The organism is Dellaglioa sp. CoH-56-MRSF-10, assembly GCF_056782175.1.
Map to the genome: position 1 here is coordinate 267,334 of NZ_JBXAYF010000002.1, position 24,736 is coordinate 292,069.

The window sequence follows — 24,736 nt, forward strand, 5'->3', positions numbered from 1 at the left end:
AGCTGCGTCCTAAATTATCGAATATCAGCCCTAAGCGTCTCTTTTAAAGCTTCGATAACACGGTTAAAATCATTTGTGACATCTTCTTCAACCAAAGTTTTTGTAATATCTTGATAAGTTAACGTATAAGCAAGGGATTTCATGCCATTTTCAATATGAGATCCTTGATAAAGATCAAATAAATGAACATCAATTAAAGACTTTCCACCTTGTTTTTTAATTAACGCTTCAATCTCACTGTTAGCTATATCATTAGCAACTAGGAGGGCCACATCACGAGTAACTGATGGGAATTTAGAAATAGGCGCAAATAATCGGTCTGCTTTTTTCGCATCAACTAATTTTTGAAGATCTAATTCGAAAACGTATGTTTCCTTTAAATTAAATTCTTTAGCTGAATTAGGATGTACTTGGCCGACAAAACCAATTAATTCATCTTTTAAATAGATATCAGCTGTTCGTCCTGGATGCATATCTTCATGACTTTCAGAAGATACATAAGTAACATCATCAACTAATTCTAATTGTGTTAATAATTGTTCAACAACACCTTTAATCATGAAGAAATCAACAGGTTGTTTTTCATTTTGCCAATTTGCAAGTTTAAATAATCCTGTCATTGCACCTGCAATATGTTCAATTTCAGTAGGTCGCTCTTCGCCCTCACTGCGGAAAAAGACTCTTCCTTGTTCATAGAAAGCAAGATTGTCAGATTTTCGTGCTTCATTGTACGCTAAATCATCTAATAACCCGCTGATTAAGTTCATTCTTGTTGTTGTTCGTTCTGAGCTCATTGGGAACATTAAATTTGTCGTAAAAACATCTTTTTCTTCAAAAATAAATTTACCAGCTTTTTCTTCCGTTGTTAATCCATAACTAATAACTTCAGATAACCCAGCTGATTCCAAAATATGACGCGCCTGTTTAATCATTTTTTGTTTATAAGTATATTTACCAGGAGTCATTTTGCCAGTTGGTAGTGTAGAAGGAATATTATCGTATCCATAAATACGCGCGATTTCTTCTACTAAATCTGCTTCAATACTAATATCCCAACGTCTTGCAGGAACTTCAACATTTAAAGTACCATCGCGATTTACAACCGTAAATCCTAATTGTTTAAATAATTTAGTGATTTCAGATTCTGATAATTCAGTCCCAAGTACACCATTAATATGTGCCACCGTTGTATCAACAAAAGTTGACTCTGCTTCTAGCTTACTTGCACTTGCCGTACCCGACACAACTGTTCCATCACCTAAATTAGCGATTAACTCTGCTGCTGCATCAAGTGCTTCTTGTACTGTTTCAACGTTAATACCACGTTCAAATCGCATTGAGGCTTCACTATGAATACCATGTGTGCGTGCTGTTTTTCTAACCATTGAATTGTTAAATACTGCAGATTCAATCGCAACTGTCACAGTTTCGTCGGTTATTTGTGTTGATTCGCCACCCATTGTCCCAGCAATAGCAATCGGTGTTTTACCATTTGTAATCACAATATCTTTTTCTTTTAATTCACGTTCTTCGCTATCTAGTGTTGTAATCTTTTCGCCAGCAATAGCTGTTCTTACTAAAATATCTTTACTTCCCAATTTATTATAATCAAAGGCATGTAATGGTTGACCATAATCCATCAATATATAATTGGTCACATCAACGACATTATTAATAGGTCTAACGCCTGCGTTCCAAAGACGAATTTGTAACCACATTGGACTTGCTTTAATTGTTAAATCTTTAATCACGCGCATCGAATATGTGGGTGCTAACGTTTTATCAGGCAACGATAAAGAAATGTAATCTTCAATTTTTTCAGTAGATGTTTCTTTCAATTCTGGATGCTTAAATGTTGCCGGAACATCATAGTCAGCAGATAGTTCATGTGCTACCCCACGCATACTTAACATATCAGCACGATTTGGTGTCACATCAATATCAATAATGTCATCATTCATACCTAAGTAATCAAAGACTGATTCACCAGGAATTGCATTTTCTGGCATTACGTAGATACCTTCTACAAATTCTTTAGGCACGACACTATCTGAAAATCCAATTTCTTGTAATGCACAAATCATACCTTCAGAAGCTTGTCCGCGCATTTTACCACGTTTGATTTTAACATTATCAGCAATTCTAGAATTGGGTAATGCAACAATAACTTTTTGCCCTGCGGCAATATTAGGTGCGCCACAAACGATTTGACTAAGAGATCCTTCACCAACATCAACTTGGCAGATATTTAAATGATCAGAGTCTGGATGTGGTACCAAACTATCAACATATCCAACAACAATTTTTTTAAGTCCTTCAGAAGGACGTTCAACGCTATCAATTTCAACGGCTGTACGAGCTATTTTTTCAGCAATAATTTCAGGTTCAATTTCTAATGTTAAATATTCATTCAACCAATTTTTAGATACTTTCATTATCTCTAACCTCTTTTCGTAAATTGTGACAGGAATCGATTATCGTTTAAATAAAAATGACGAATATCGTCGATACTATATTTAAGCATCGCAAAACGATCTGGTCCTAAACCAAAGGCAAAACCACCGTATACTTCAGGGTCGACACCGGCCATTCTTAATACATTAGGATGTACCATTCCAGCGCCTAAAACTTCTAACCAGCCTGTGTATTTACAGATTGAGCACCCTTTACCCGCACATTTAAAACAGGTCACATCGACTTCAACTGACGGTTCCGTAAATGGGAAGTAACTTGGTCGTAACCGAATTTCTTGTTCTTCTCCAAAAATTGTTTTAGCAATCAGTTCAATCGTTCCCTTTAAGTCTGCCATCGTAATATGTTTGTCGATTACTAACCCTTCGAACTGGTGAAATTGATGTGAATGCGTTGCATCATCTGTATCACGTCGATAAACTTTACCAGGTGAAACCATTTTTAATGGTCCTTTTGAAAAATCATGTGTTTCCATTGTCCTTGCTTGAACGGGTGATGTTTGTGTTCTCATTAATAATTCTTTTGTAATATAAAATGTATCTTGCATATCACGAGCGGGATGATCCGCAGGTAAGTTCAACATTTCAAAATTGTAATGGTCTTCTTCTATTTCTGGACCTGAAACAACTTGATACCCCATACCCAAAAAGAGCTCTTCCAATTCTTCAATCACTTGCATAATAACATGTGGCTGCCCTAATTGAATTTGGGCACCTGGTAGCGTTACATCGATTTTTTCTTTTTCCAACTTTTTAGCAGTCATTTTAATTTCAAGTTCTTCATTTTTCACACGAATAGCTTCAGCTAACTCATTTTTAATGGTATTAGAAAAGCTACCAATTTTAGGTCGTTCTTCGGCTGATAATTCCTTCATACCTCTTAAAACTTCTGTGATTGGTCCTTTTTTTCCAAGTAAATTAACACGAATAGCATTAATTTGTTTTAGATCCTCTGATTCACGAATTTGTTTCAAGCCTTTTTCTTGTAACTCAAGTAATTTCTCTTTTAAATCCATTAATATCGACTCCTTTATTAGTTGTTTTGATAGATTTTAGACACAAAAAGACCCCGTCCTAAAAAGGGACGAGGTCTCGCGGTACCACCCTTGTTTTTGAGAATACAAATTCCCAAACACTCAAAATGATAACGGCCATTAACCGGTTAATTGCATGATTTAAGTTAGCCTACATTAATTAACAGCTCTAGAAGTGAATTCAATATTTTATTTATTGGTTAGTTTCAGTCTAGCTAACCATCCCTTTAAATCCAAGAAAAATATCTACTATTTTCTGTCTAAGCCTTTATTCTATATTCATAGTTTAAAGGTATCAAAGCCTATCGTCAAGTCTTACTCGCAATCTTTAAGTGTATACCACTTTTCTGACCATGTATGGACGCTATCCATCATATTTTTCATGTCTTTTCCTTGTTCAGTAAGCTCATAAAAACTACGACTAGTTTCACCGATGGCGACTCTTGAGATAATATTAGTATCTTCAAGTTCTTTTAAACGTTCAACTAATACACGGTCACTGCATTTATCAACCTTTTGAGCTAATTCTTTAAATCGTTGAGGTCCTTCATCCAATAAAACGTTAATAATTAAACCGTTCCATTTTTTACCTAATATTGAAAAAGTTTTTTCAAATTTAGGACACATTTCATAATTTGTTTTTTCTTGAACAACTTGCATAATTAACCCCTCCTCAGTTACTTTATTACTATATTTTATCATTAACTAACAAAAAGTAAACAAATTGGTTCGTTTTCGAAAAAACAAAAAGGATAAGCCTGTAGGCCTATCCTTTTTAAAACTATTTTAAAATTGCAATTAATTGCTGAAAGCTATGTTTTGATTTATTTTTTAACGGTGATGAAACTTCACTTGTTGCTTCATATTTATCAACCATGGTTACAATATATCCCTCTGGATATTTAGGTGGTGCAACAGTAGCACCCCACATATGTTTCATGATGATATCTTTTTCTAAATCAGATAATGTCGTTAACTTCTCTGCATTTCTAATAGCGATACGCGGATGAATCCAAGCATGTGTACCGCGATCGAATTTAGTTGTACGCCAATCGTAGTAAAATAAATCATGTAATAATCCGGCCCTTGCCGTTGCTTTTGCATTTAAATGTAATCTTTTAGCGATACGATAACTGTCATAGGAAACTGAGATTGAATGTTCTAATCGAGTAGAAAAATGATGTTGTGTATATTCACTTAATCTTTGAACTTCTGGTTTTGCCAAAAGGTCTCCAACATAACTCATATATAATTCATCATCAAGATACGAATCTTTTTTCATATACTAGTACGCCCCCAAAATATTTTTTCCTATCTCCATCATAACTGATTGAGCACCTATTGCAAGCGCAATCAGTTATCTTTAGTAAATCGTAATAATTTCACCAAATATCATAATTAAGCTTTAAGATGAAACATTAGTACACCTGCAGCAATAGCGACATTTAACGATTCAGCACGACCTTTAATTGGAATATATAAATTAGCATCCGTTTCATTTAACAGGTCATTACGCATCCCGTTACCTTCATTTCCCATAATTAAACCAAAATTATCTGTAGCAGAAATCTCACGATAACTAAGTGCATCTTCATTTAATTCAGAACCATAAATAGCAATATTATTTTCTTTGAATAAGGTAGTAACTTCCATTAAATCGGCATCCACTAATTGAACATGAAATTGGCTTCCCTGCATCGAACGTAAAACTTTAGGATGATGACTATCTGCACTACCCTCACCAAAAATGACACCTGTTAAACCGGCAGCATCGGCAGTTCTAACCATTGTTCCAATATTTCCTGGATCTTGAACACCATCTAGCATTAACCAGCCACCAGTTAAATGGTCAACTGATAATTGTTGATTTTCTTCCATCTCAGTTACCGCGTAAATACCTTGTGGCGTACTCGTGTCAGCAAGATATAAACTAACTTCAGATGAGATTTCTACTTGCTCAATTGTCGTATCGGCTATTTCATCAAAATATCTAAAATCATTAGTAACAAGCAAATATTCAATTTTTGTGTTTGCCATGAGTGCTTCTTTAACTAAATGCCAGCCTTCTAAAAGGTATTTATTTTCCTTTTTACGACCTTTTTTAGTTTGTAATTTTTTCCAGTATTTAATCTTAGCATTCTGTGTTGAATTAATTTTTTCCATAAATGTACCCCTCTTACTATTGGAAATAATTATAGCATATTTAAAATAGCATTAGTTGGTCATTATCATCTTTTCCAGTTATAATGAAAGCAATAAATGCCTATATCTACTTTATAATATGGAGGGATTACATTATGAGTGCTATTCAAATAACTGTTTTTGGTCGCGTGCAGGGTGTTGGCTTCAGATATACGACGAAGAGATTAGCCGATGATCTAGGCATCTACGGGTCAGTACAAAATAATTTTGATGACAGCGTCACAATTAAAGCAAGTAGTTCAGATAATACCCAATTAGAAAAATTTATTCAAAAAGTTAAAAATTCACCTACACCAGCCGGTAAGGTGACTGATTATAAAGAAACCTCCTTAACTAATTATATGCCGACTGCCTTTACCGTTATTTACTAATTACGATTTATTTATAGCCCATTGAAATCCCCCTATATTTAAAGTATAGTAATCGATATAGTCACTTTAAGAGGGGAAAATATATTAATGAAAAAGATTAAACGTTTAACAATGCTCCCAATATTCATGGCGCTTGTCCTGTTCCTATCGGGATGCGTCCGCAGAGACAAGAATGGTAATCCTTTTGGGATGGTTTACGACTATTTAGCAAAACCAACTCAGGGATTGCTTGACTGGTTATCCGCTCATCTAGGTAACAACTACGGTCTAGCAATTATCGTTATCTCAATCGTCATTCGCTTGGCACTTATGCCAATGATGATTAATCAATCGAAAAAAGCGACCGTTCAACAAGAAAAAATGGGTTCGATTCAACCACAATTAAAAGTCATTCAAGAACGACAAAAAAATGCTAAAAGTTCAGAAGAAAAAGCAGCTATCAGTCAAGAAATGATGGCACTTTATAAAGATAACAACGTCAGCATGACTGGCGGAATTGGCTGCCTACCATTATTAGTTCAAATGCCAATTTTTGCTGCGCTATACGCTGCAATCTTATATTCTTCAGAATTAAAGGATGCTGTCTTCTTTAGCATTAAATTAGGTACACCATCAATTATCTTTACTGTGCTATGTTTCATTGTGTATTTGGGTCAAGGATTCATTTCAACAATTGGCATTCCGCCAGAACAAAAGAAAACAATGCAAACAATGTTAATTGCTAGTCCAGTTATGATGGTCTTTGTTACAATGAGTGCGCCAGCAGGTATTGGTCTCTACTTCTTCATCGGTGGCCTCTTCGCTTGTGTTCAAACATTTATAATTATGTTAATGCGTCCTAAGATTCGTCGCGAAATTCAAGCTGAACTTGCTAAGAACCCACCAATTGTTAGAGAACGTTCAACAATTGATGCTGTTGAAGAAACAGTGGAACAAACAATTGATAATGTTGAAGATAATCTTTCAAATGTAGCAAAAAATAATCGTAATCGTAATGCTGGTAAACAAAACCGCAAATAAAGATTAACCATTAAAAAAAGCTTACCATTCTTAGAATTGCTCTAAGAATGGTAAGCTTTTTTTATTATACTGTCTAAATTTTTGTATTGCATTTCAACACTAGTCTCTTCTTATCTTTTCGGTTGGTTTAGTAGTAGCTAGAGGCAACGAAATTCTGAATATTGAACCACGCTTCTCAACACTTTCTACCACTAATGTTCCTTTATAACCCATAATGAGTTTTTGTGCGATTGATAATCCAAGACCATTACCGCCTTTATCACGACTTCTAGCTTTATCAACGCGATAGAAGCGATTAAAAACATTTTTTAAGTCATCTTTAGAAATTCCTTCACCAAAATCTTGAATAGCAATTTGAACCATTTTCATATCTTTTGATGCTGAAATATGAATTTCTTTTCTTGTTTCTGAATATTTAACGGCATTATCCATTAGAATAATTAAAACTTGTTCTAAGTGATTATGCGATATTTTTACCAAACTTTCTCCATTAAAATCTTCATCTAAAATAAACGTAAAATCGGGATGTATCATTTTAAAATCATTGAAAATTTGTAAAACAACTAATCGGACATCAACTAACTCATTTTTAAATGTCATCTCTACTTGTTCAGCTCTTGATAAATCAAGCATTTCTTGAACTAAACTCTTCATACGATTAATTTCTTGCAAAGATGCTTCAATCGACTCCGCTAGAACTGCCGGATCATCTTTACCCCACCTGTTCAATAATTCCATATGACCTTGAATTATTGCTACAGGGGTTCTTAACTCATGTGAGACATCTTCAACAAATTGTTGCTGTTGATCAACGTAGCGCTCCATCCTATCTAGCATACTATTGAACAAGTCCGCCAAATCAGATAACTCATCATTTCTATGCATATCTGGGACACGTACATGTCCAATTGGTGTTTCGCCTTCATTAATAATATCAATAGTTTCGTTCACTACTTCAATCGGTCTCAGTAACCAAGATGCCAGGATATACCCTAATATAGCACTACCAAAGGTTGCCGTAATAATTAAAACAATAAAAATTAGAATTAATTTATTACTAATTTTATGGTAATTTTCTAAAGCATTAGTTACTTGTGCATACCCGATTTTTTTGCCAGTTTTAGATGAATAAATAGCTCTTCTAGCAACATATCCATTTGCGCCATCAATTGTTTGGCTAGTAAACGTCATTTTATTTTTTTTAACAAATGGTACGTTTAAATTTCTTGAAGCAAAAACTTCTTGTTGCTTCAAATTATAAACACCTACTGCAATATTTTCTCTTGATAAATTAACAATTACTGCATTTGAGTACAAGTTATTTTCGTCTTTATCTGGTCGAGAATCTGCATTTATCGGTTTTAAATGTTGTGCAGTACTTGAAATTGTTAAGTCTTGATTCTCACGACTTAACTGTTGCGTCACCGTTCTTAAAGTATCTTGTACATCTTTTTTTTCTTTATCTAATAAAACGCCACTAAAACTCTGAAAAATAAGCGCAGAAAAAACGGCAAATATAAGTAAAACACCTATTGCCGTTCCTAATGCCCATTTCCATTTAAGTGACATACGTCTTACTTCTTTTGGATGCTGGGTTATTTTTTTTCTCATGATCTCATTACGTACCCTGTTCCTCTGACCGTTTGAATATAACTTTCTTCACCGCTACGATCTATTTTATTTCGTAAGTAACGAATATAAACATCCACAACGTTTGTTTCAACTTCTGATTCATATCCCCAAACTTTAGCTAATAAAACATCTCTAGCTAAAACAACATTAACACTTTCCATTAAAGCTAAAAGTAGTTCATATTCACGTTTGGTTAGCTCAATAACTTCTTCATCACGACGAACAACACGATTTTCTTTTTCAATTGTTAAATCACGGTAAGTGACAGTTGTCTGTTTTGCAACATTTTGTTCACCCTCTATATCAATACGACGTAACAATGCACGTAAACGCGCCAATAATTCTTCGATTGCAAATGGTTTAACAATATAATCATCTGCTCCATGGTCTAAGCCAGATACGCGGTCAATAACTGAATCACGAGCCGTCATCATAATGATTGGTGTATTTTTAACTTGTCGTACACGGCGACAAACCTCAAGACCATTTAATTCAGGTAACATTAAATCAAGTAGAATTGAATCCCAATCTTCATTTAAAGCAGCTTCTAGACCCGTTCGCCCATCAAAATGAACCTCAGTTTCAAATCCTTCATGTTGTAATTCTAATTCAACAAAGCGCGCTAAATTTTTTTCATCTTCAATTATTAGAATACGACTCATATTTTCATGATCTCCTGTTAGTTTTATTTTATTTTCTCATCCATATACACACAATTTTTAACCGATATCTTACTTTTCTTATTCTACCATTAAATGATATTCTTGCATACACTTTGCACTGCTCAACTCATATAGGTATTCAAGCACTTTTTAACCGTTTTTTTAATATATTATTAACTAAAAGAGTAATAAAATTAATATAACAAACCGTTAACTTTAAAAAATATATCATTAACGCTTTATTAAAATGAAAACTAAAAATTGGAATTAGTTATTCGATACCAGCAGCTTTAATCAGTAAAACCGATAATTCAATTATAAATTTTGCCATTTCAATTTCTTTTACAACGTTAACACGGATTTCTCCATTCAGCATACTCAAAATAACTTCTTCAAAAACCTTATATGAAAAGGTTTTATTCTCTGACAAAATAATTCCACCAAACCACATTATATTTTCTAAGTGTGCCGTTAAGTTAGGATATTAGAATATCGAAATTATACCTTAGCGTCTTAAAAAATAGTTACGGATTATCTTATTCCATACTACCTCATTGGTTAACTATTAAAGTTTTTTCCTTTATTTCAACTAAGAACACAATAAAACCCCTTAAGTTAGATTTTTCTCCAACTTAGGGGGTTCCACTTCAAATAGATAAAATTATCCCAAATGCTTCTTTTCCGTTATATACTTATACTTATATTTTATTTACCATTGGCAAAATAACTTTACTTCAGGTAATTTATGACAATAATTCCATGAACCGTTCAACTCTTTCTGGATCATTATGATCAAAGAAGGCAGATTCTTGTTTGTCTAAGGCAGTAATAGTTGCCATGTCTTCCACTGTTAATTCAAAATCAAATATGTCGATATTTTCTGCCATTCGTTCCGGTCTCACAGATTTAGCAAGTGCTACAATACCACGTTGCATTAACCATTTTAGAATAACTTGTCCAACTGATTTACCGTATTGTTTACCAATTTTTGACAATGTTTCATTTTTAAATAAGTCTAACCGGCCTTCAGCAAAAGGTGCCCATGCTTCCATTTGAATGCTTAATTTTTCATGATAGGCTTCATCCGTTAAACGTTGATTCCATGGGTTCACTTCTATTTGGTTAACTTGAACTTTAGCCACACCATTCATATGAGAGAATTCTATTAATTTTCCGATATCAAAGTTAGACACCCCAATAGCACGTATTTTCCCAGCAGATTGTGCGGTAGCTAAAGCGCGCCAAGCACCATATACATCACCGTATGGTTGGTGAATCAAGAATAAGTCTAGATAATCTAACTGCATTCTTTCTAGTGATTCATCAATTGCCTTCATCGCCTTTTCTTCACCAACATGTTGGATAAATAATTTGGTTGTGACAAACAACTCTTCTCGTGTCACTAATCCTTCAGTGATCGCTCTTTGGATAGCTTCCCCAGTTTCAACTTCGTTTCCATAGGCAATCGCTGTATCTAGTAATCGATATCCTACTTTAATCGCTTGATAAACTGCCTCTGCAGTTTCTTCTAAAGGAATTTGATACACGCCAAAACCTAGTTGTGGCATTTTCACTCCATTATTTAATGTAACTGTATTCATTTAAATCGCTCCCTTTTTATTTAATATACTAAGTTAAACACTTGGAGTGCACTCAGAGTCAAGGATTATGCTATATTATTTTAATATTTGTTTATTTTTCAGCTTTAGGCTACTATTACTATAAGTATTTTAGATTACATATAAGGAGAAAAAGCGATGACACCTATTATCACACTTTGCACAATTAATGACTTAGAAATATTACAAAAGATTAGCATTGAAACTTTTACTGATACTTTCGCTGCAGATAACGATCCAAAAGATTTACAAGATTTTTTGGATACCGCTTATTCTTTACCACAATTAACGAGTGAATTAAATGATCCAAATGCATTCTTTTACTTCGTACATGTTAATGATGAGTTAACTGGATATTTAAAATTAAATATTAACGACGCACAAACTGAAGATGACTTTCCGAACGGCTTAGAAATCCAACGAATTTACATTCGCAAAAATCACAAAAAAATGGGATTAGGTCAACTTCTATTTGAAAAATCTAAAGAGGTTGCCAAAGAATTTAAAAAAGATCAACTTTGGTTGGGAGTTTGGGAACATAATAAACCTGCCCTCTCCTTTTATGAAAAACAAGGCTTAACAAAACATAGCCAACATGATTTTGTTTTAGGCGATGCTATCCAAACCGATTTTATTTTAGTTCTAAACAGTAGTGACTCCAAAAATTAGCCTTTTTATAGAGTGGGAAAATCCACTCTATTTTTATACAAATAATTCTTTATATTTTCGGGATTCAATAGATTTTTTCAGCCTAATTTTTCTTTCATATCCATAAACTAACGTCTTAACGTTAATCCCAATGTGACATATTCATAACGTTCATCTAATAATTATTTTCATATACTATTATAAAGTTTAATAGTAAAATTGTATTGATATAGAGTATGTCCATCATAATCTAATTACGCAATATTTCACTAAAAATATTATTTCTGGAGGATTTTCCACATGAGTATCTTTTTCGCTCTCTTATTTATTACTACTTTTATCACATTTTTGGTATATGTTATTAAATTTATTATCGCAAAAATTAACAAAAAGGATACTAATCATGCAAGAAAATTAATATTATTTAGTTTCCTAATCTCATTTATTTTACTCGTTCTAATTGGTATCACTGCACCTTCTTCAAGTAGAAATGCTAGTGTCAAAGAATCTAGTTCCGCCCAATCAAGCTTTCTGTCTTAAAAAGATTACCAACATAACTTTTATTACTGAGACAATTTTTATTGCTTATTTTACATTACAAAAATCTTTGGAGGAACACGTATTATGAACGTTTTATTTGCACTTATTTTTTTTATTTCAATATATTTTATTATTTACTACACAGTTAAAAGATTTATGACAAAAACTAAAAATCCAAATATATACACTAAAATCAAGAAACGGGTTTGGTACCCTACTGCTGTACTGATCATTTCACTTGTAGGCATTGGGATGACTAGTCAGGCCGAACCAACTAAAAAACAATCGCCCCTTACTACCGTAACAAAAGTTGGCTCTGCCGATAAGAAAAAGGCAGAGTCAAAATATGAATCTATAAAAAAAGAAGTTTCTTCAAAAGAATCTGAAGCTGAATCATTGAGTAAAAAATTAAATGAGAAAGAATCTAAAGCCACTTCTGAAAAAGAAAGTGAATCTAAAGCTAAATCTAAATCTGAAAGTTCTCAAAGACTAGCTGCAAAAAAAGAACAAGAACATTTTAACAGCGTTCAAAAAGAAAATAATTCTACATCTACGGATTCATCTAACGCAGATTCTGTTACTACTGGCGGAGGATCCATCATCGGTAATACTAATTCTAAAATTTACCATACTCCCGGTCAAACTGGTTATAAAATGAGTAAATCAAATGCGATTACTTTCCAAACAGAACAAGCCGCTCAAGATGCTGGATATAGAAAGGCGAAAAAATAATGAAATCAACTAATCATTTATTAATACGTGTTCTAATTTTATCATTCACTTTTATTGGTATCAGTAACACGACTACCGTTTTAGCAAAATCTGATTCACATGTTACTTACGACTATACTGCCAAAAAGCAAGCAGAAGAAATTAATAATAAAGTTGATAAAGAACAAGTGAAATTAGACAAACTTAACAAAGAAATCAAAGAATTAAAAAATAAGTTAGCTAAATATGATAGTAAAGATTCTTCAAAAAAAGAAACAACTAAAAAATCTAAGACACTTGATTTATCATCTCTAAACTATAGTGATAAATCTGAAATAGAAGTTAATAATAATATTCCTACTTTCAGCGAAAGCACCCTATCTACTAGTAAAGGTACTTGGGAAGCGTACAGCAACCTAGATTCTCTGAATCGTGCTGGAACCGCCAATGCAATGTTAAGTAAATCTTTAATGCCTACCGCGAAACGCGAAGGGTTAACTTGGAACCCTACTGGCTGGAAAAATAAACGTATTAGTAACGGATGGTTATATAATCGTAGCCATTTAATTGGTTATCAATTATCAGGTCAGAACAATAATCCAAAGAATTTAATTACGGGTACTCGTGAACTGAATGCACCTGAAATGCTTGCCCATGAAATGGATATAGCTACTTACCTTAAAGAACATCCTAATAACTATATTAGATACCGCGTTACTCCAATATTCAGAGGAGATGAACTTCTTGCTCGTGGCGTACAAATGGAAGCTCAATCTATTGGTAGCTCCTCAATTAAATTCAATACTTACATTTTTAATGTAGAGGCCGGTGTTACTCTTAATTATAGGGATGGTACTAGTACACTAAATTAAACAAATAGATAACGGGCGTATAGATACTTCGAGTGGGTTCAATTCCCACTGCTCGCTTTTTACTATAAAAATATTTGGAGGAATTTGTGTTATGAATAAAAAAATAACAATAGTCGGGATTACTGCCATCACACTACTTTCACTAACTGCATGTGGGAATAGCAAGAATACAAGTAAGGATTCTTCATCTTCTGAGGCTGCATCATCTAGTATTATAAAAGCTAAAAAGGAATCAAGTAAGAAAGAGTCCATAAAAAAAGCAACTTCCGAAAGTAAAGCATCATCAGAATCATCTGCTCAAGCATCTAGCATCTCAGCTGCAAGTTCTTCAATTACCGCAGCTGAAAGTTCTATTGCCGCAAGCTCTTCTAGTATTGAGGCTGAGAAAAATAACGTTACTACCACTGAAAAATCTACAAGTTCATCTACATCAACTAAGATGACGCAATCAAAAGCTGAATCACTTGCTTTAAGCTATTTTAAATCATTCAATAATGAGACAAGCGACTGGGAACCAAAAGTTAAATCAAGCGATACTTTAGATAAAGGTAATAAATATATTGTATCCGTCTTCGATACTGAAACACACATGGTAGAATTTGACGTCAATAAATCTACTGGAAAAGTCACTTCTCCAAATTTAGGATATCAACGTTAATTTTTAAAGAGTGATAACAATTTTGTGTTTGTTAATTTTACATGGAGTCGGTACCTCCTTTAACAGCATTGAAGATCTACTTGGTCATTCCAATGTAAGGATTACCCAAATCTATATAACAGTAACTTCAAAACTATTACAATATTTAGATACTTAACTCAAACGTAACCAAAAGCGTAACCAAAAGAAAAAAAGGCCTATCTAACAACTTTTAAATCGTTGTTAGATAGCCTTTTTTAGTATATTTATTAACTTTTTTTATTGTTCAGTATACCAAGTATAGTGGAATGAACCTGGTTTATCAGTACGTTCATACGTATGAGCACCAAAGTAATCACGTTGTGCTTGAATTAAATTAGCAGGTAAAACTTCTGAACGGTATTGATCGTAATACGTAATTGCTGCACTGAATCCAGGAACTGGAATACCAGCTTTAACAGCAATACCAACGATATCTCGAACTGATTCTTGATATTTTTTAACAATATCTTTGAAGTAACCATCTAATAAGATGTTATTTAAATCAGCTTTTTCGTCAAATGCGTCAGTAATATTTTGTAAGAAACGGGCACGAATGATACATCCAGCACGCCAAATCTTAGCCATATCACCAAAGTTTAAATCCCATTCATAATGTTCTGAGGCAACACGTAATTGTTCAAATCCTTGTGCATAACTCATGATTTTACTAAAGTATAATGCTTCACGAATTTTTTCAATTAATTCTTTTTTATCTAATTCACCTAATTTAACTTCTGGTTTAGGTAAAACTTTACTTGCTTCAACACGTTCTTCTTTCATTGCTGAAATGTAACGTGCATAAACAGATTCAGAAATAACTGACTGAGGAACACCTAATTCAAGTGCACTCTGTGATGACCACTTACCAGTACCTTTATTTCCAGCACGATCGAGGATAACATCAACAATAGGTTTACCAGTGCCTAAATCATCTTTACGTGTTAAGATATCAGCAGTAATTTCGATCAAGTAACTATCCAATTCACCTTTGTTCCAGTCAGAGAAGATATCAGCGATTTCATCAACTGAGAGGCCTAATAAATCTCTTAACAAATGATATGATTCAGAAATTAATTCCATATCACCATATTCAATTCCATTATGAACCATCTTAACATAATGACCAGCACCGTTAGGACCGATATAAGTCACACATGGTGTCCCATCGCTAGCTTTAGCAGACATTTCCTCAAGAATTGGTGCAACAAGGTCATATGCCTCTTTTTGGCCACCTGGCATCATTGATGGTCCTTCAAGTGCACCAATTTCGCCACCTGAAACGCCCATTCCAATAAAGTTAATTCCAGAATTATCTAATTCTGCATTACGGCGTACTGTATCTTCAAAGTAAGTATTACCACCATCAATTAAAACATCACCTTTATCTAAGAATGGTAATAGTTCTGCAATAACAGCATCAGTTGGTTTGCCAGCTTTTACCATGATAATAATTCTTCTAGGTTTTTCTAATGAATCTGCAAAATCCTTAATTGAGTAGCTGGGTACTAATTTTTTTTCTGAGTGGTCTTTCATAACTTGCTCAGTTTTAGCTCCCGTTCTATTATAAATAGCTACCGTACGGCCACGACTCTCAGCATTCAATGCGAGATTTTTACCCATAACAGCCATTCCAATAACACCAATTTGTGCTTTATCCATTATAATACCTCCTACATTTCTTTAATTTTTTGTGAATCAAAAACCATGTAATCTAAGAAAGTATCAGCTACCGACTTTGTCAATAAACCCATTTAACTTTCAACGTCAATTATACACTAGACATCAAAAATTCCTATCTATTTTACCTTTTTTTGTTATACTGATTTCAGGAGGTCTTTCAAATATGAAATTAGTTGAAGTACAAGAATTATATTATGCCATCGATACTTTTTTATACAGTCGCGCAAAAGCAGAATTTTCTAACAATATCCCTACTTTTGACTTAGTTGTCCAAGTTAACGACAAATTATTAACGGCCGATTTTTTAGATTTAAAAGATAGTCGAATTCAAATTTATAGTACCACAAGTCAGCACACTATCGCATCTCAGTCAATTCCTTACGAAAATGACAGTAGTAATGCTTTCATCAGTCCGATAAGAAAAACAATCTTTAAAAATTATCGTTCCGAATTTTCAGGCTGGTCTAATCTTAGTAACAAACCAGAGTTATTACTTCTAGATTTGATAGATTTAATTAAATCTATCAAATCGCCCACTTTTAAGGCTGTTAAAACACCGGCTAAAAATGTAACTTATATTGAAAGCCATGCCAAATTACCTTTTCAATTTTTTGATCCAGAGACAGACTTCAAAATTATAAGTTTGAAAATTAGTGAAAAAAAATAAGATTCAATTGAATCTTATTTTTTTTGTACAGAAAAAGCCTTAACACCATGGTTGTTAAGGCTTTTTACTTAATGTAGATTTAGTTGTTTACTTTTACGACTTCTTTTCCGTCATAAAAACCACAGCTAGGACATACATAATGTGATTTTCTTAATTCGCCACAGTTAGGGCAAGCGCTCATACCTGGGACAGTTAACTTGTAATGCGTACGACGCATTCTCTTACGTGTTTTTGATGTTTTACGTGCTGGTACTGCCATTATCAAACACCTCCTTTAAAATTATCCAAAACTTTTAATAAAAGTATTGTTATGTTTATTCCTCTTCAGAACCATCATTATCAAAAAAATTTTGTAATGAGGCAAATCGAGGATCAACTTTTTCTTTTCTAACCTGTACGAGTTTATCTTCAGTAAGAACTTCCCAGTCGTCTCCGGTTGGTAAATCTTCTGCTTTTCTCTCATCATCAGTCAGTATCTGCATCGGAATCTGTAATAACACATTATCCTCTATCACAGAATTCAAATTGAGCATATCTTCTTCCAAAATAATTACAACATCATTTTTATCAAACCGTTCAAGTGCTTTATCGCGATAGCCTACATAAAATTCATCAACTGAAAAATTTAATGGGACATCGACACTCTTTAATGATCGTGTTGATGGCATTTCAACTGTTAAACTAACGTTAAAATGACCAATGACATCTTGATGATCTGCTGACAGAATGCCCGTAACATGGACTTCTGAAACAGCTGTAATTGTTTTGTTGCGCAGCATTAATCCTTCGGAAAGGTTTAACATTTCGTCAACTTGAAGTGGTTCATCACTTTGTTTTTTTAACTCAACTAAGGACCATTTCATGCAAATATGCCTCCTAATGCAACGCTTATGATTATACCTGTGATTAAAAACATTGTCAATGGTATATCCTTGACAGTATGTTAATTAATTTGTTTAGGTCTTCTAAAAAGATCCGATTTTTTATGACTAACTAGCCCATAAATAATTCCTGCTCGATAATCTAATTGGTAAAGTCCCTCTTTATCCTTTTTACTAATTTTTGTTATTATAGGATATGGCACTTCCTTTTTTAAATGATTAAGCAGCGTTTGACCTTTTTTTGAGAACCCTAAGACATGATAATAAGGCTGCTTATATTGTTTGTCAATTTCATTTTGCTTTATTTGTAACAAAATATAAGTTGCTAGTCTTGAGATTTTTGTATAAGTTACTCGTTTCGACTTAACGGCTTGGACCCAATCATCAAAATTAGCCTCGTCAGGCAACTTTTCGTACTGCTGCAACAAACGATACTCAATACCCTCAGACATGCCATAAATCGACGATAATTGACCTGGTGTTGATAGACTCAACTGATATCGAAGATATGGCCAAAAATCTGTCCAATCGGCCCATCTTTCATTTTCTGAATCAAGTCGAGTTTGATTAGGAACAACTTCTACAATCGATTCTTGATGTTGAACTGCTAATCTAATTGCTGTTGCACTTGTAATTTTTTGAGTATCAACAAATTTTGTTTCATGGTAATCAGCCTCTATACGTTGAATCGGACATAACTGGATTTCGGCTTTTTCGGCTATGCAGGCTTCAGCATAAGCTAAACCTAACAAATCATTAGGCCGATTAATTTGAACACCTGTTTTTTCAAAAACAGCTCGTTGATATTGTGTGGCATACGTTTCATTAAACTGATTAAACTCACTATCTAACGTTTGAATTTCAGTTGCGATAGTCATAAAATCCAAATCAGGATGTTCAGCACCAAAAACAAGTCTGGTTATCTTTAATCCGGCCAATAATTTAATGGCACCTTGAGCAAACAAATCAGCCGGTTGAACAGAAAATGCAACGGGTAACTCAACTATTAAATCAACACCAGATTGCAATGCTTGCTCCGTACGGCTCTCTTTATCAAGTGCAGCTGGAATACCTCTCTGTAAGAATTGTCCGCTCATAAGGGCAATAATCGTCGTATCAGGATACTTTTCTTTTATTTGATTAATCTGATACAAATGTCCGTTATGAAACGGATTATATTCAACAATAACCCCAGTCGTGTCCAAGTAACTCACTCCTATTTATCGCAGACAAAAAATAGTCTTGTTGTTTTATCATCAACTTGACTTGTGCCAAAATCAGCCGAAATTTTAATATTCTTAAATCCAGCATTTTTTAACAATTCAGTATACGTATTAACTGAATATGTTCGTTCATGATGGTCCTCAGTTAGACGTTCAAATTGACAGTTAGTATCATTTTTGACAAAAAAAGTTAATTCATGAACGACACTGTGTGGCTCTTCATCTTTAAATGTTGACCACAAAAAAGCTTGATCATCATCCTGATAGTTGTACATATAACCTGGATAAATCTCATCCGTTTGATAGGTTGAGATAACATCAAAAATGAATCGACCATTTTCTTGTAGTAATCCATGAATTGATTTAAAAACGTTTCCTACAGCATCAGCGTCAGGTAAATAACAAAATGAGTCAGCAAAACAAGTTACCGCATCAAATTGTGGTAACTCTGCCTCTTCCAAATTCATCATATCACCTTGTACTAAAGGCAAGGATACATTCGCATCCTGTGCGTGTTGGTCAGCAATTGATAACATTTCTTCAGATAAATCTAAACCAACGACTGAATAACCAGATTGCGTTAAAGCAATTGCTAATTGACCTGCACCACAAGCTAATTCAAGAATTTCAGTTTTCTTATCAGGAACTTGTGTTTCGACAAATGTTTGCCAAGAATCATATAAATCAGGATCCATTAATTGATCATACAATTTTGAAAAGGTGGTATAAATCATTATTCTTCAATCCATGCTGATAAATCTACAGATGCGCCTTCAGACCAGAATTTTTCAAGATCATAAAATTCACGTGATTCAGTTTTAAATACATGCACAATTAAATCTCCAAAATCTAATAAAACCCAACTAGTTGAATTACGTCCTTCAATACGACGGACTTCAACACCTGCTAGTTCTTCTTGATCTTGAATTTCTTTGACGATAGCCTTAACTTGGTGAGCTGAGTCAGCTTGTGTCACCATGAAATAATCAGCTAATAGACTAATTTCATGGACATCAATAGCCACCGTCTTTTCGCCACGTTTACTGTCAGCAGCCTTAACTGCGATTTCTAATTTTTCTATACTATTCATTATTACTCCTCTATTCTGCGACCCATTTATTAAAGGTCAAAATTGTTTTAGGATACACTCTTTTATTGGTATTAATTAAATAACTTAGTGTATGTTTTGTTTCAAATCCAACAGCTGCATCCAAACTTTCAAATGCTTTTTTTCGTGCTTCAAGAACGCCAGAGAACGTCCTACCTTCTTCGATGAAATCAGCGACGTAGACAATTTTATCCAACAAATCCATCTCAACATCGCCTGTCGTATGCTTCACAATTGATGTTAAAATTTTATCATCTGTAATACCTAATTCATCATGTATCAACTCTGCGCCAACAATTCCATGCCAGATAGCATTCCCCCAATTTAATAAATCAGGATCCATATGTTTTTGCTTAATTGTTCTGATAAAGGTGTCATCTGTCCGCTCCTTGGCATAATCATGAATAAGTCCAGCAATACTTGCTCTTTCAATATCACCATTATTATTTTGAGCAAGTTCAATTGCAGATTTTTCAACATTTAACACATGCTGAAATCTTTTTTCACTCAAAGTTTCCTTCAAAATCTGTACTAATTCTTCTCTAGTTCCACTAAAAAGATTATTAGAATAAACTAAATTATTCACGATACAACCCTTCTTTCTCAATATAATTTGAGACTGCCTTAGGTACTAAATAATTAATTGAACAGCCTTTTTTTATCTTATCTCGAATTTGTGTTGAACTAATATCAATTGTTGGTACATCAACCCAAAGTATAGGATACTGACTTGTTTGTTCAAATCCCGTTCGTTTAACTCCAACAAAATGTACTAATTTTACTAATTCATCAATACGAGACCATTTCGGTAAATAATCTACCATATCGCCGCCAATAATAAAATAGTAATCATTTTCCGGATGAGCTGCTTTTAAAGCAACCACAGTGTCATAGGTGTAGCTAATACCACCGCGATTAATTTCAGTATCTTCCAGCTTAAACTTATCGTTATCCGCGATACTTTGATTAACCATATCAAGGCGATACTTTGCATCAATTGCTTCCTTTTTATCCACATGTGGTGGTGTTGCATCCGGCATAAATCGAACTTCACTTAATCCTAATTGCTGACAAACTTGATCAGCAATTATTAAATGACCTAAGTGAGGCGGATTAAACGTACCCCCGAGAATTCCAACACGCTTTTTCGTATTATCAAGAATGGGTTTAGTCTTAAATTTCGTAACTAAATTAATTTCTTTTAATTTTTGGACTTGAATAGTCAAGCTAAAAACCTCCTCAAAATTTTAAATTAAGCGAGTAAATTAACTTTGTCAGAGATATCTCGATTTTCGACATCTGTTGCTGCTTGATAAAGCACTAATGTATGACCAATCACTTGAACAACTTGAATTGAACTATTAGATTCAATAAAAATACGAACTTCATTTGTATCAATTGTTGCATTTTGTAGCATGTTAATTTTGATTAATTCGCGTTTTTCAATTGCTTCGCGAATTTGGTTTAACCAGTTAGTAGACACGCCTTCTTTTCCAACTTGGAAAAGTGGACGTAAATGATGTGCCTGACTGCGTAGATATCTTTTTTGTTTGCCTCTTAATGTCATATGTTAGTTAACTCCTCTTATATCATTGCTTTACGTAAAAGAACCGAAACACCTTTTGGTGCCCAGCCAGCGACTTTAGCACCCTCATTAATGGTTACCCATCCAAGTCCGGCAAAAACTAAATCACTTTTTTGTGTTGCTTTAAATTCAAAACGAACTAATTCTGGGAAGTCGTTCATTTCATCATCTGTTGGTGGATTTAATAAACCACCAGCATGTTTCTCATAAAATTCACTTGCAGTCTCAGTTTTTGTTCTATGAATCATTAAATCATTATCAAGATAAACGACAACACCAGGAGTTCCCCCTGAAATGTAATCAAATCTTGCAACAGCCCCAAAGAATAATGTTTGGTTTTCATTTAACTGATAGACGCGTTGTTTAATTTCTTTTTGAGGAGAAACTAATCTTAGCGCCTTACCTGATAGATAATGAGCCATCTGGTCTTGATGAATAATACCTGGTGTATCAATTAAAGCTCGATCATCGTCCAATGGAATTTCAATCTTATCAAGCGTAGTTCCTGGGAATCTTGAAGTTGTAATCAGGTCTTGGACACCTGTTCTTTGTTTAATGATTTGATTAATCAATGTTGATTTACCAACATTAGTTACTCCAACAACGTACACATCACGGCCTTCACGATACTTTTCAATTAATTCTAATAATTCATCAATCGCAAAGTTTTTTGTTGCACTTGTCAATGCAACATCAATTGGTCGTAATCCTTGTAAATTAGCTTGTTGTCTCATCCAATCCTTTAACTTCGAACGTCTCAATGACTTAGGCAATAAATCAGCTTTATTTCCAACCATTAAAACAGGATTATCACCCACAAATCGATGTAATCCAGGAATTAGACTACCATTAAAATCAAAAATATCAATAACGTTGACGATTAATGCATCAGCACTACCAATTTGATTCAATAATTTTAGGAAATCATCATCAGTTAACTTAACGTCAGCAATTTCATTGTAATGTCGTAGTCTAAAACATCTTTGGCAATATAGTTCATTTGTTTCAAGTCCTTTTTTTACTGCGGATTTAGGTGTATAGCCTAATTCATCTACTTCTTCACTTTGAATTTTTGAGCCACAGCCAATACAAAAAAGATCTTCGTCAATTTCTGGTACTTCAATTATGTCAGTCATCCAATGAATTCCCCCATTTAGTTTTAAAATCGTGTTTTTTAATTAAGTGATTTTTAATTCTTTTTTCAATGAAACGATTAGGTTTTGTATTCCAAGCGTCTGATTCAACAAGTGGTTTAACCAATATACTTTTAATGCCCGCATTATTCGCAGCAGCAATATCAGTCATCAATTGATCACCTATTAAAACTAAATCTTGATTATTCATCTTAAATTCATTTTTAACTTGGTTAATTCCTTTTGTAAATGGTTTTAGAGCTCTGGAAACAAATGGTAATCCAATATGTTCCAGTGCCTTTTCAATACGTTCGTGACTATTGTTAGATACAACAATCACTGGAATTGAAGCCGCAGCTATAAGCTCTAACCAATTCTTCAATTCTGGGGTTCCGTTTGGGTTATCCCATGCAATTAATGTATTGTCTAAATCAGTCATAACAACTTTAATTCCATGATTTTGTAAATCCTCTGGTGTTAAATCATAAATTGATTCAACCATCCAAGTTGGTTTATATCTCTCAAGCATGTTAGCTACCTCAATTTTAGAATAATAATCTAAGTATAATGTACTTTCAACAAAATTGCATGTTTTCCATGAAAACAAATGAAATTAATTTTATTTTCTCATTTTAAAATAATAGAAACGAGTTATTTCAATTTTATATTGCTCTTTTTAAGATTATATTTTGTCTTATTAGTTACATAGACCATAATCATTGATATCACATAAAATTTTTTTGATTTCACTAAAAATAACATACTTAACTTATTTACAGAAATTTTATTAAAAAAAGAGGATACTTGACAATTGGTCAAGTATCCTCTTAAAAGTTATTATTTACTTAATGCTTTTTTAGCTTCTTCTGCAACAGCAGCAAATGCTGCTGAATCTTTAACAGCTAATTCAGCTAACATTTTACGGTTAACTTCAATTTCAGCTAATTTCAAGCCATGCATCATCTTGCTGTAACTTAAACCATTCATACGTGCTGCAGCGTTAATACGTGCAATCCATAGACGACGGAAGTTACGTTTTGTTTGATGGCGATCACGGAATGAATATTGGTACGATTTCATTACTTGTTGTTTAGCTACCTTAAATTGGATATGTTTTGATCCACGGTAACCTTTTGCTAATTTAAGCATTCTTTTGCGACGTTGACGTGTAACGGTTCCACCTTTAACTCGTGGCATGAAAATTCCTCCTTATTGAGCCATTTAAAAATGGCATCAATTGTCTAATTTATATTTATTATTTCATTTGTGAAAGCATTTGTTTGATACGCTTGTTATCTGATGCTGACACTGTAGTTGATTTGCTTAATTGACGACGTTGTTTCTTAGTTTTACCATGCATACGATGACTTGTATATGCTTTAGAGCGTTTTAAGCCACCATTTCCTGTACGTTTAAAACGTTTTGCTGATGCACGATGAGTCTTTTGTTTTGGCATAATCTAATATCCTCCTAATATAGCTTTACTTTTCAGCCTTAGGTGCAAGCATCATGAACATACTACGTCCATCCATCTTCGCTCTTGATTCAACTGATGCAACTTCTTTAGCTGCGTCAGCGAAGCGATTCAAGACATCACGTCCGATTTCTTTATGCGTAATTGCACGGCCTTTAAATCTAATTGATACTTTAACCTTATCACCTTTTGCAAGGAATTTTGAGGCATTTTTCAATTTTGTATTGAAATCGTTAATATCAATCGTTGGACTAAGTCTAACTTCTTTAACATTAACAATCTTTTGGTTTTTACGGGCTTCTCTTTGTTTCTTTTGTAATTCGAAACGGTACTTCCCGTAATCCATAATCTTAGCAACAGGTGGTTTTGAGTTAGCGGCAACAACAACAACATCTAAATTAGCAATTTCTGCCATATCTAGTGCTTCTTGTTTCGTTTTAACACCAAGTTGTTCGCCATCATCACCGATCAAACGAAGTTCCGATGCGCGGATACCTTCATTGACCATTTTGTCTACTTTATCA

General features: G+C 33.7%; 30 protein-coding genes and 1 other annotated feature. Of the genes, 7 read left to right on the forward strand and 23 right to left on the reverse strand.

The window, feature by feature from the left end; translation table 11 throughout:
- Positions 1-14 precede the first annotated feature (14 nt).
- From pheT to AC1RP4_RS03160, 5 genes are all read right to left on the reverse strand, one after another.
- Positions 15-2,435, reverse strand: a complete 2,421-nt coding sequence (pheT, locus tag AC1RP4_RS03140) for a phenylalanine--tRNA ligase subunit beta (RefSeq protein ID WP_481761221.1) — start codon at positions 2,433-2,435, stop codon at positions 15-17.
- A gap of 5 nt (positions 2,436-2,440) precedes the next feature.
- Complete coding sequence (gene pheS, locus AC1RP4_RS03145) at positions 2,441-3,487, reverse strand: phenylalanine--tRNA ligase subunit alpha (protein WP_409022664.1); 1,047 nt, start codon at positions 3,485-3,487, stop codon at positions 2,441-2,443.
- 61 nt (positions 3,488-3,548) lie between these two features.
- Positions 3,549-3,777, reverse strand: a binding site (T-box leader).
- Between the two features lie 43 nt (positions 3,778-3,820).
- Positions 3,821-4,165: a winged helix-turn-helix transcriptional regulator gene (locus tag AC1RP4_RS03150; protein WP_481761220.1), complete on the reverse strand. Its 345-nt coding sequence runs from the start codon at positions 4,163-4,165 to the stop codon at positions 3,821-3,823.
- 121 nt (positions 4,166-4,286) lie between these two features.
- A complete protein-coding gene (locus AC1RP4_RS03155) occupies positions 4,287-4,787 on the reverse strand; it encodes an HD domain-containing protein (protein ID WP_409022666.1) in 501 nt (166 codons plus the stop codon).
- 116 nt (positions 4,788-4,903) lie between these two features.
- A complete protein-coding gene (locus AC1RP4_RS03160) occupies positions 4,904-5,668 on the reverse strand; it encodes a TrmH family RNA methyltransferase (RefSeq protein WP_481761219.1) in 765 nt (254 codons plus the stop codon).
- Positions 5,669-5,802: 134 nt separating this feature from the next.
- On the opposite strand from AC1RP4_RS03160, the gene AC1RP4_RS03165 reads away from it, so the two are divergent.
- Positions 5,803-6,078, forward strand: a complete 276-nt coding sequence (locus tag AC1RP4_RS03165; RefSeq protein WP_481761218.1) for an acylphosphatase — start codon at positions 5,803-5,805, stop codon at positions 6,076-6,078.
- 87 nt (positions 6,079-6,165) lie between these two features.
- Positions 6,166-7,098, forward strand: coding sequence for a membrane protein insertase YidC (gene yidC / locus AC1RP4_RS03170; RefSeq protein WP_409022669.1), 933 nt, complete (start codon positions 6,166-6,168; stop codon positions 7,096-7,098).
- Positions 7,099-7,197: 99 nt separating this feature from the next.
- Here yidC and AC1RP4_RS03175 read toward each other — a convergent pair whose 3' ends face one another.
- The 4 genes from AC1RP4_RS03175 to AC1RP4_RS03190 all read right to left on the reverse strand — a co-directional run bounded on the left by AC1RP4_RS03175 (position 7,198) and on the right by AC1RP4_RS03190 (position 10,993).
- Complete coding sequence (locus AC1RP4_RS03175) at positions 7,198-8,667, reverse strand: HAMP domain-containing sensor histidine kinase (RefSeq protein WP_481761217.1); 1,470 nt, start codon at positions 8,665-8,667, stop codon at positions 7,198-7,200.
- A gap of 38 nt (positions 8,668-8,705) precedes the next feature.
- On the reverse strand, positions 8,706-9,392 hold the full coding sequence (locus AC1RP4_RS03180; protein ID WP_409022671.1) for a response regulator transcription factor: 687 nt from the start codon (positions 9,390-9,392) through the stop codon (positions 8,706-8,708).
- Positions 9,393-9,663: 271 nt separating this feature from the next.
- Positions 9,664-9,822, reverse strand: a complete 159-nt coding sequence (locus tag AC1RP4_RS03185) for a hypothetical protein (protein ID WP_481761216.1) — start codon at positions 9,820-9,822, stop codon at positions 9,664-9,666.
- 313 nt (positions 9,823-10,135) lie between these two features.
- A complete protein-coding gene (locus AC1RP4_RS03190; protein WP_481761215.1) occupies positions 10,136-10,993 on the reverse strand; it encodes an aldo/keto reductase in 858 nt (285 codons plus the stop codon).
- A gap of 156 nt (positions 10,994-11,149) precedes the next feature.
- Here AC1RP4_RS03190 and AC1RP4_RS03195 point away from each other — a divergent pair, with 156 nt between their 5' ends.
- The 4 genes from AC1RP4_RS03195 (at position 11,150) to AC1RP4_RS03210 (ending at position 14,440) form a co-directional block, all read left to right on the forward strand.
- The gene (locus AC1RP4_RS03195; RefSeq protein ID WP_481761214.1) at positions 11,150-11,680 is read left to right on the forward strand and encodes a GNAT family N-acetyltransferase; all 531 of its coding nucleotides are present in this window, start codon (positions 11,150-11,152) and stop codon (positions 11,678-11,680) included.
- Between the two features lie 603 nt (positions 11,681-12,283).
- Positions 12,284-12,931 carry a sunset domain-containing protein gene (locus AC1RP4_RS03200; protein ID WP_481761213.1) on the forward strand — a complete coding sequence of 216 codons (648 nt, stop codon included), beginning with the start codon at positions 12,284-12,286 and terminating at the stop codon, positions 12,929-12,931.
- Positions 12,931-13,782 carry a DNA/RNA non-specific endonuclease gene (locus tag AC1RP4_RS03205; protein WP_481761212.1) on the forward strand — a complete coding sequence of 284 codons (852 nt, stop codon included), beginning with the start codon at positions 12,931-12,933 and terminating at the stop codon, positions 13,780-13,782. The genes AC1RP4_RS03200 and AC1RP4_RS03205 overlap by 1 nt, the downstream gene beginning before the upstream one ends.
- 91 nt (positions 13,783-13,873) lie before the next feature.
- Positions 13,874-14,440 (forward strand): hypothetical protein, encoded by a 567-nt coding sequence (locus tag AC1RP4_RS03210; RefSeq protein WP_481761211.1) that lies wholly within the window; start codon positions 13,874-13,876, stop codon positions 14,438-14,440.
- Between the two features lie 258 nt (positions 14,441-14,698).
- On the opposite strand, the gene gndA is transcribed toward AC1RP4_RS03210, so the two are convergent.
- Entirely contained in the window at positions 14,699-16,120 is a 1,422-nt protein-coding gene (gene gndA, locus AC1RP4_RS03215) for an NADP-dependent phosphogluconate dehydrogenase (protein WP_481761210.1), read from the reverse strand.
- 184 nt (positions 16,121-16,304) lie between these two features.
- On the opposite strand from gndA, the gene AC1RP4_RS03220 reads away from it, so the two are divergent.
- Complete coding sequence (locus AC1RP4_RS03220) at positions 16,305-16,808, forward strand: hypothetical protein (protein ID WP_481761209.1); 504 nt, start codon at positions 16,305-16,307, stop codon at positions 16,806-16,808.
- A gap of 79 nt (positions 16,809-16,887) precedes the next feature.
- Here the strand turns inward: AC1RP4_RS03220 and rpmF are convergent, their stop codons facing one another.
- From rpmF to infC, 13 genes are all read right to left on the reverse strand, one after another.
- The gene (rpmF, locus tag AC1RP4_RS03225) at positions 16,888-17,067 is read right to left on the reverse strand and encodes a 50S ribosomal protein L32 (protein WP_057973392.1); all 180 of its coding nucleotides are present in this window, start codon (positions 17,065-17,067) and stop codon (positions 16,888-16,890) included.
- 55 nt (positions 17,068-17,122) lie between these two features.
- Positions 17,123-17,671: a YceD family protein gene (locus AC1RP4_RS03230; RefSeq protein ID WP_409022679.1), complete on the reverse strand. Its 549-nt coding sequence runs from the start codon at positions 17,669-17,671 to the stop codon at positions 17,123-17,125.
- An 80-nt stretch (positions 17,672-17,751) separates the two neighbouring features.
- Positions 17,752-18,894, reverse strand: a complete 1,143-nt coding sequence (locus AC1RP4_RS03235; protein ID WP_481762405.1) for a nucleotidyltransferase — start codon at positions 18,892-18,894, stop codon at positions 17,752-17,754.
- An 11-nt stretch (positions 18,895-18,905) separates the two neighbouring features.
- A complete protein-coding gene (locus AC1RP4_RS03240; RefSeq protein ID WP_481761207.1) occupies positions 18,906-19,646 on the reverse strand; it encodes a class I SAM-dependent methyltransferase in 741 nt (246 codons plus the stop codon).
- The gene (gene rsfS, locus AC1RP4_RS03245) at positions 19,646-20,002 is read right to left on the reverse strand and encodes a ribosome silencing factor (protein WP_481761206.1); all 357 of its coding nucleotides are present in this window, start codon (positions 20,000-20,002) and stop codon (positions 19,646-19,648) included. The genes AC1RP4_RS03240 and rsfS overlap by 1 nt, the downstream gene beginning before the upstream one ends.
- 10 nt (positions 20,003-20,012) lie before the next feature.
- On the reverse strand, positions 20,013-20,606 hold the full coding sequence (gene yqeK, locus AC1RP4_RS03250; protein ID WP_481761205.1) for a bis(5'-nucleosyl)-tetraphosphatase (symmetrical) YqeK: 594 nt from the start codon (positions 20,604-20,606) through the stop codon (positions 20,013-20,015).
- Positions 20,599-21,246, reverse strand: coding sequence for a nicotinate-nucleotide adenylyltransferase (locus tag AC1RP4_RS03255; protein WP_481761204.1), 648 nt, complete (start codon positions 21,244-21,246; stop codon positions 20,599-20,601). Before AC1RP4_RS03255 ends, yqeK begins: the two co-directional genes overlap by 8 nt.
- Before the next feature lie 26 nt (positions 21,247-21,272).
- Positions 21,273-21,587, reverse strand: a complete 315-nt coding sequence (yhbY, locus tag AC1RP4_RS03260) for a ribosome assembly RNA-binding protein YhbY (RefSeq protein WP_409022685.1) — start codon at positions 21,585-21,587, stop codon at positions 21,273-21,275.
- 17 nt (positions 21,588-21,604) lie between these two features.
- On the reverse strand, positions 21,605-22,741 hold the full coding sequence (gene yqeH, locus AC1RP4_RS03265) for a ribosome biogenesis GTPase YqeH (RefSeq protein WP_481761203.1): 1,137 nt from the start codon (positions 22,739-22,741) through the stop codon (positions 21,605-21,607).
- Positions 22,734-23,267, reverse strand: coding sequence for a YqeG family HAD IIIA-type phosphatase (locus tag AC1RP4_RS03270; protein WP_409022687.1), 534 nt, complete (start codon positions 23,265-23,267; stop codon positions 22,734-22,736). Before AC1RP4_RS03270 ends, yqeH begins: the two co-directional genes overlap by 8 nt.
- A 308-nt stretch (positions 23,268-23,575) precedes the next feature.
- Positions 23,576-23,935 (reverse strand): 50S ribosomal protein L20, encoded by a 360-nt coding sequence (gene rplT / locus AC1RP4_RS03275; protein WP_409022688.1) that lies wholly within the window; start codon positions 23,933-23,935, stop codon positions 23,576-23,578.
- Positions 23,936-23,993: 58 nt separating this feature from the next.
- The gene (gene rpmI, locus AC1RP4_RS03280; protein ID WP_057973380.1) at positions 23,994-24,194 is read right to left on the reverse strand and encodes a 50S ribosomal protein L35; all 201 of its coding nucleotides are present in this window, start codon (positions 24,192-24,194) and stop codon (positions 23,994-23,996) included.
- A gap of 25 nt (positions 24,195-24,219) precedes the next feature.
- Positions 24,220-24,720 (reverse strand): translation initiation factor IF-3, encoded by a 501-nt coding sequence (gene infC / locus AC1RP4_RS03285; RefSeq protein ID WP_409022689.1) that lies wholly within the window; start codon positions 24,718-24,720, stop codon positions 24,220-24,222.
- Positions 24,721-24,736: the final 16 nt, after the last annotated feature.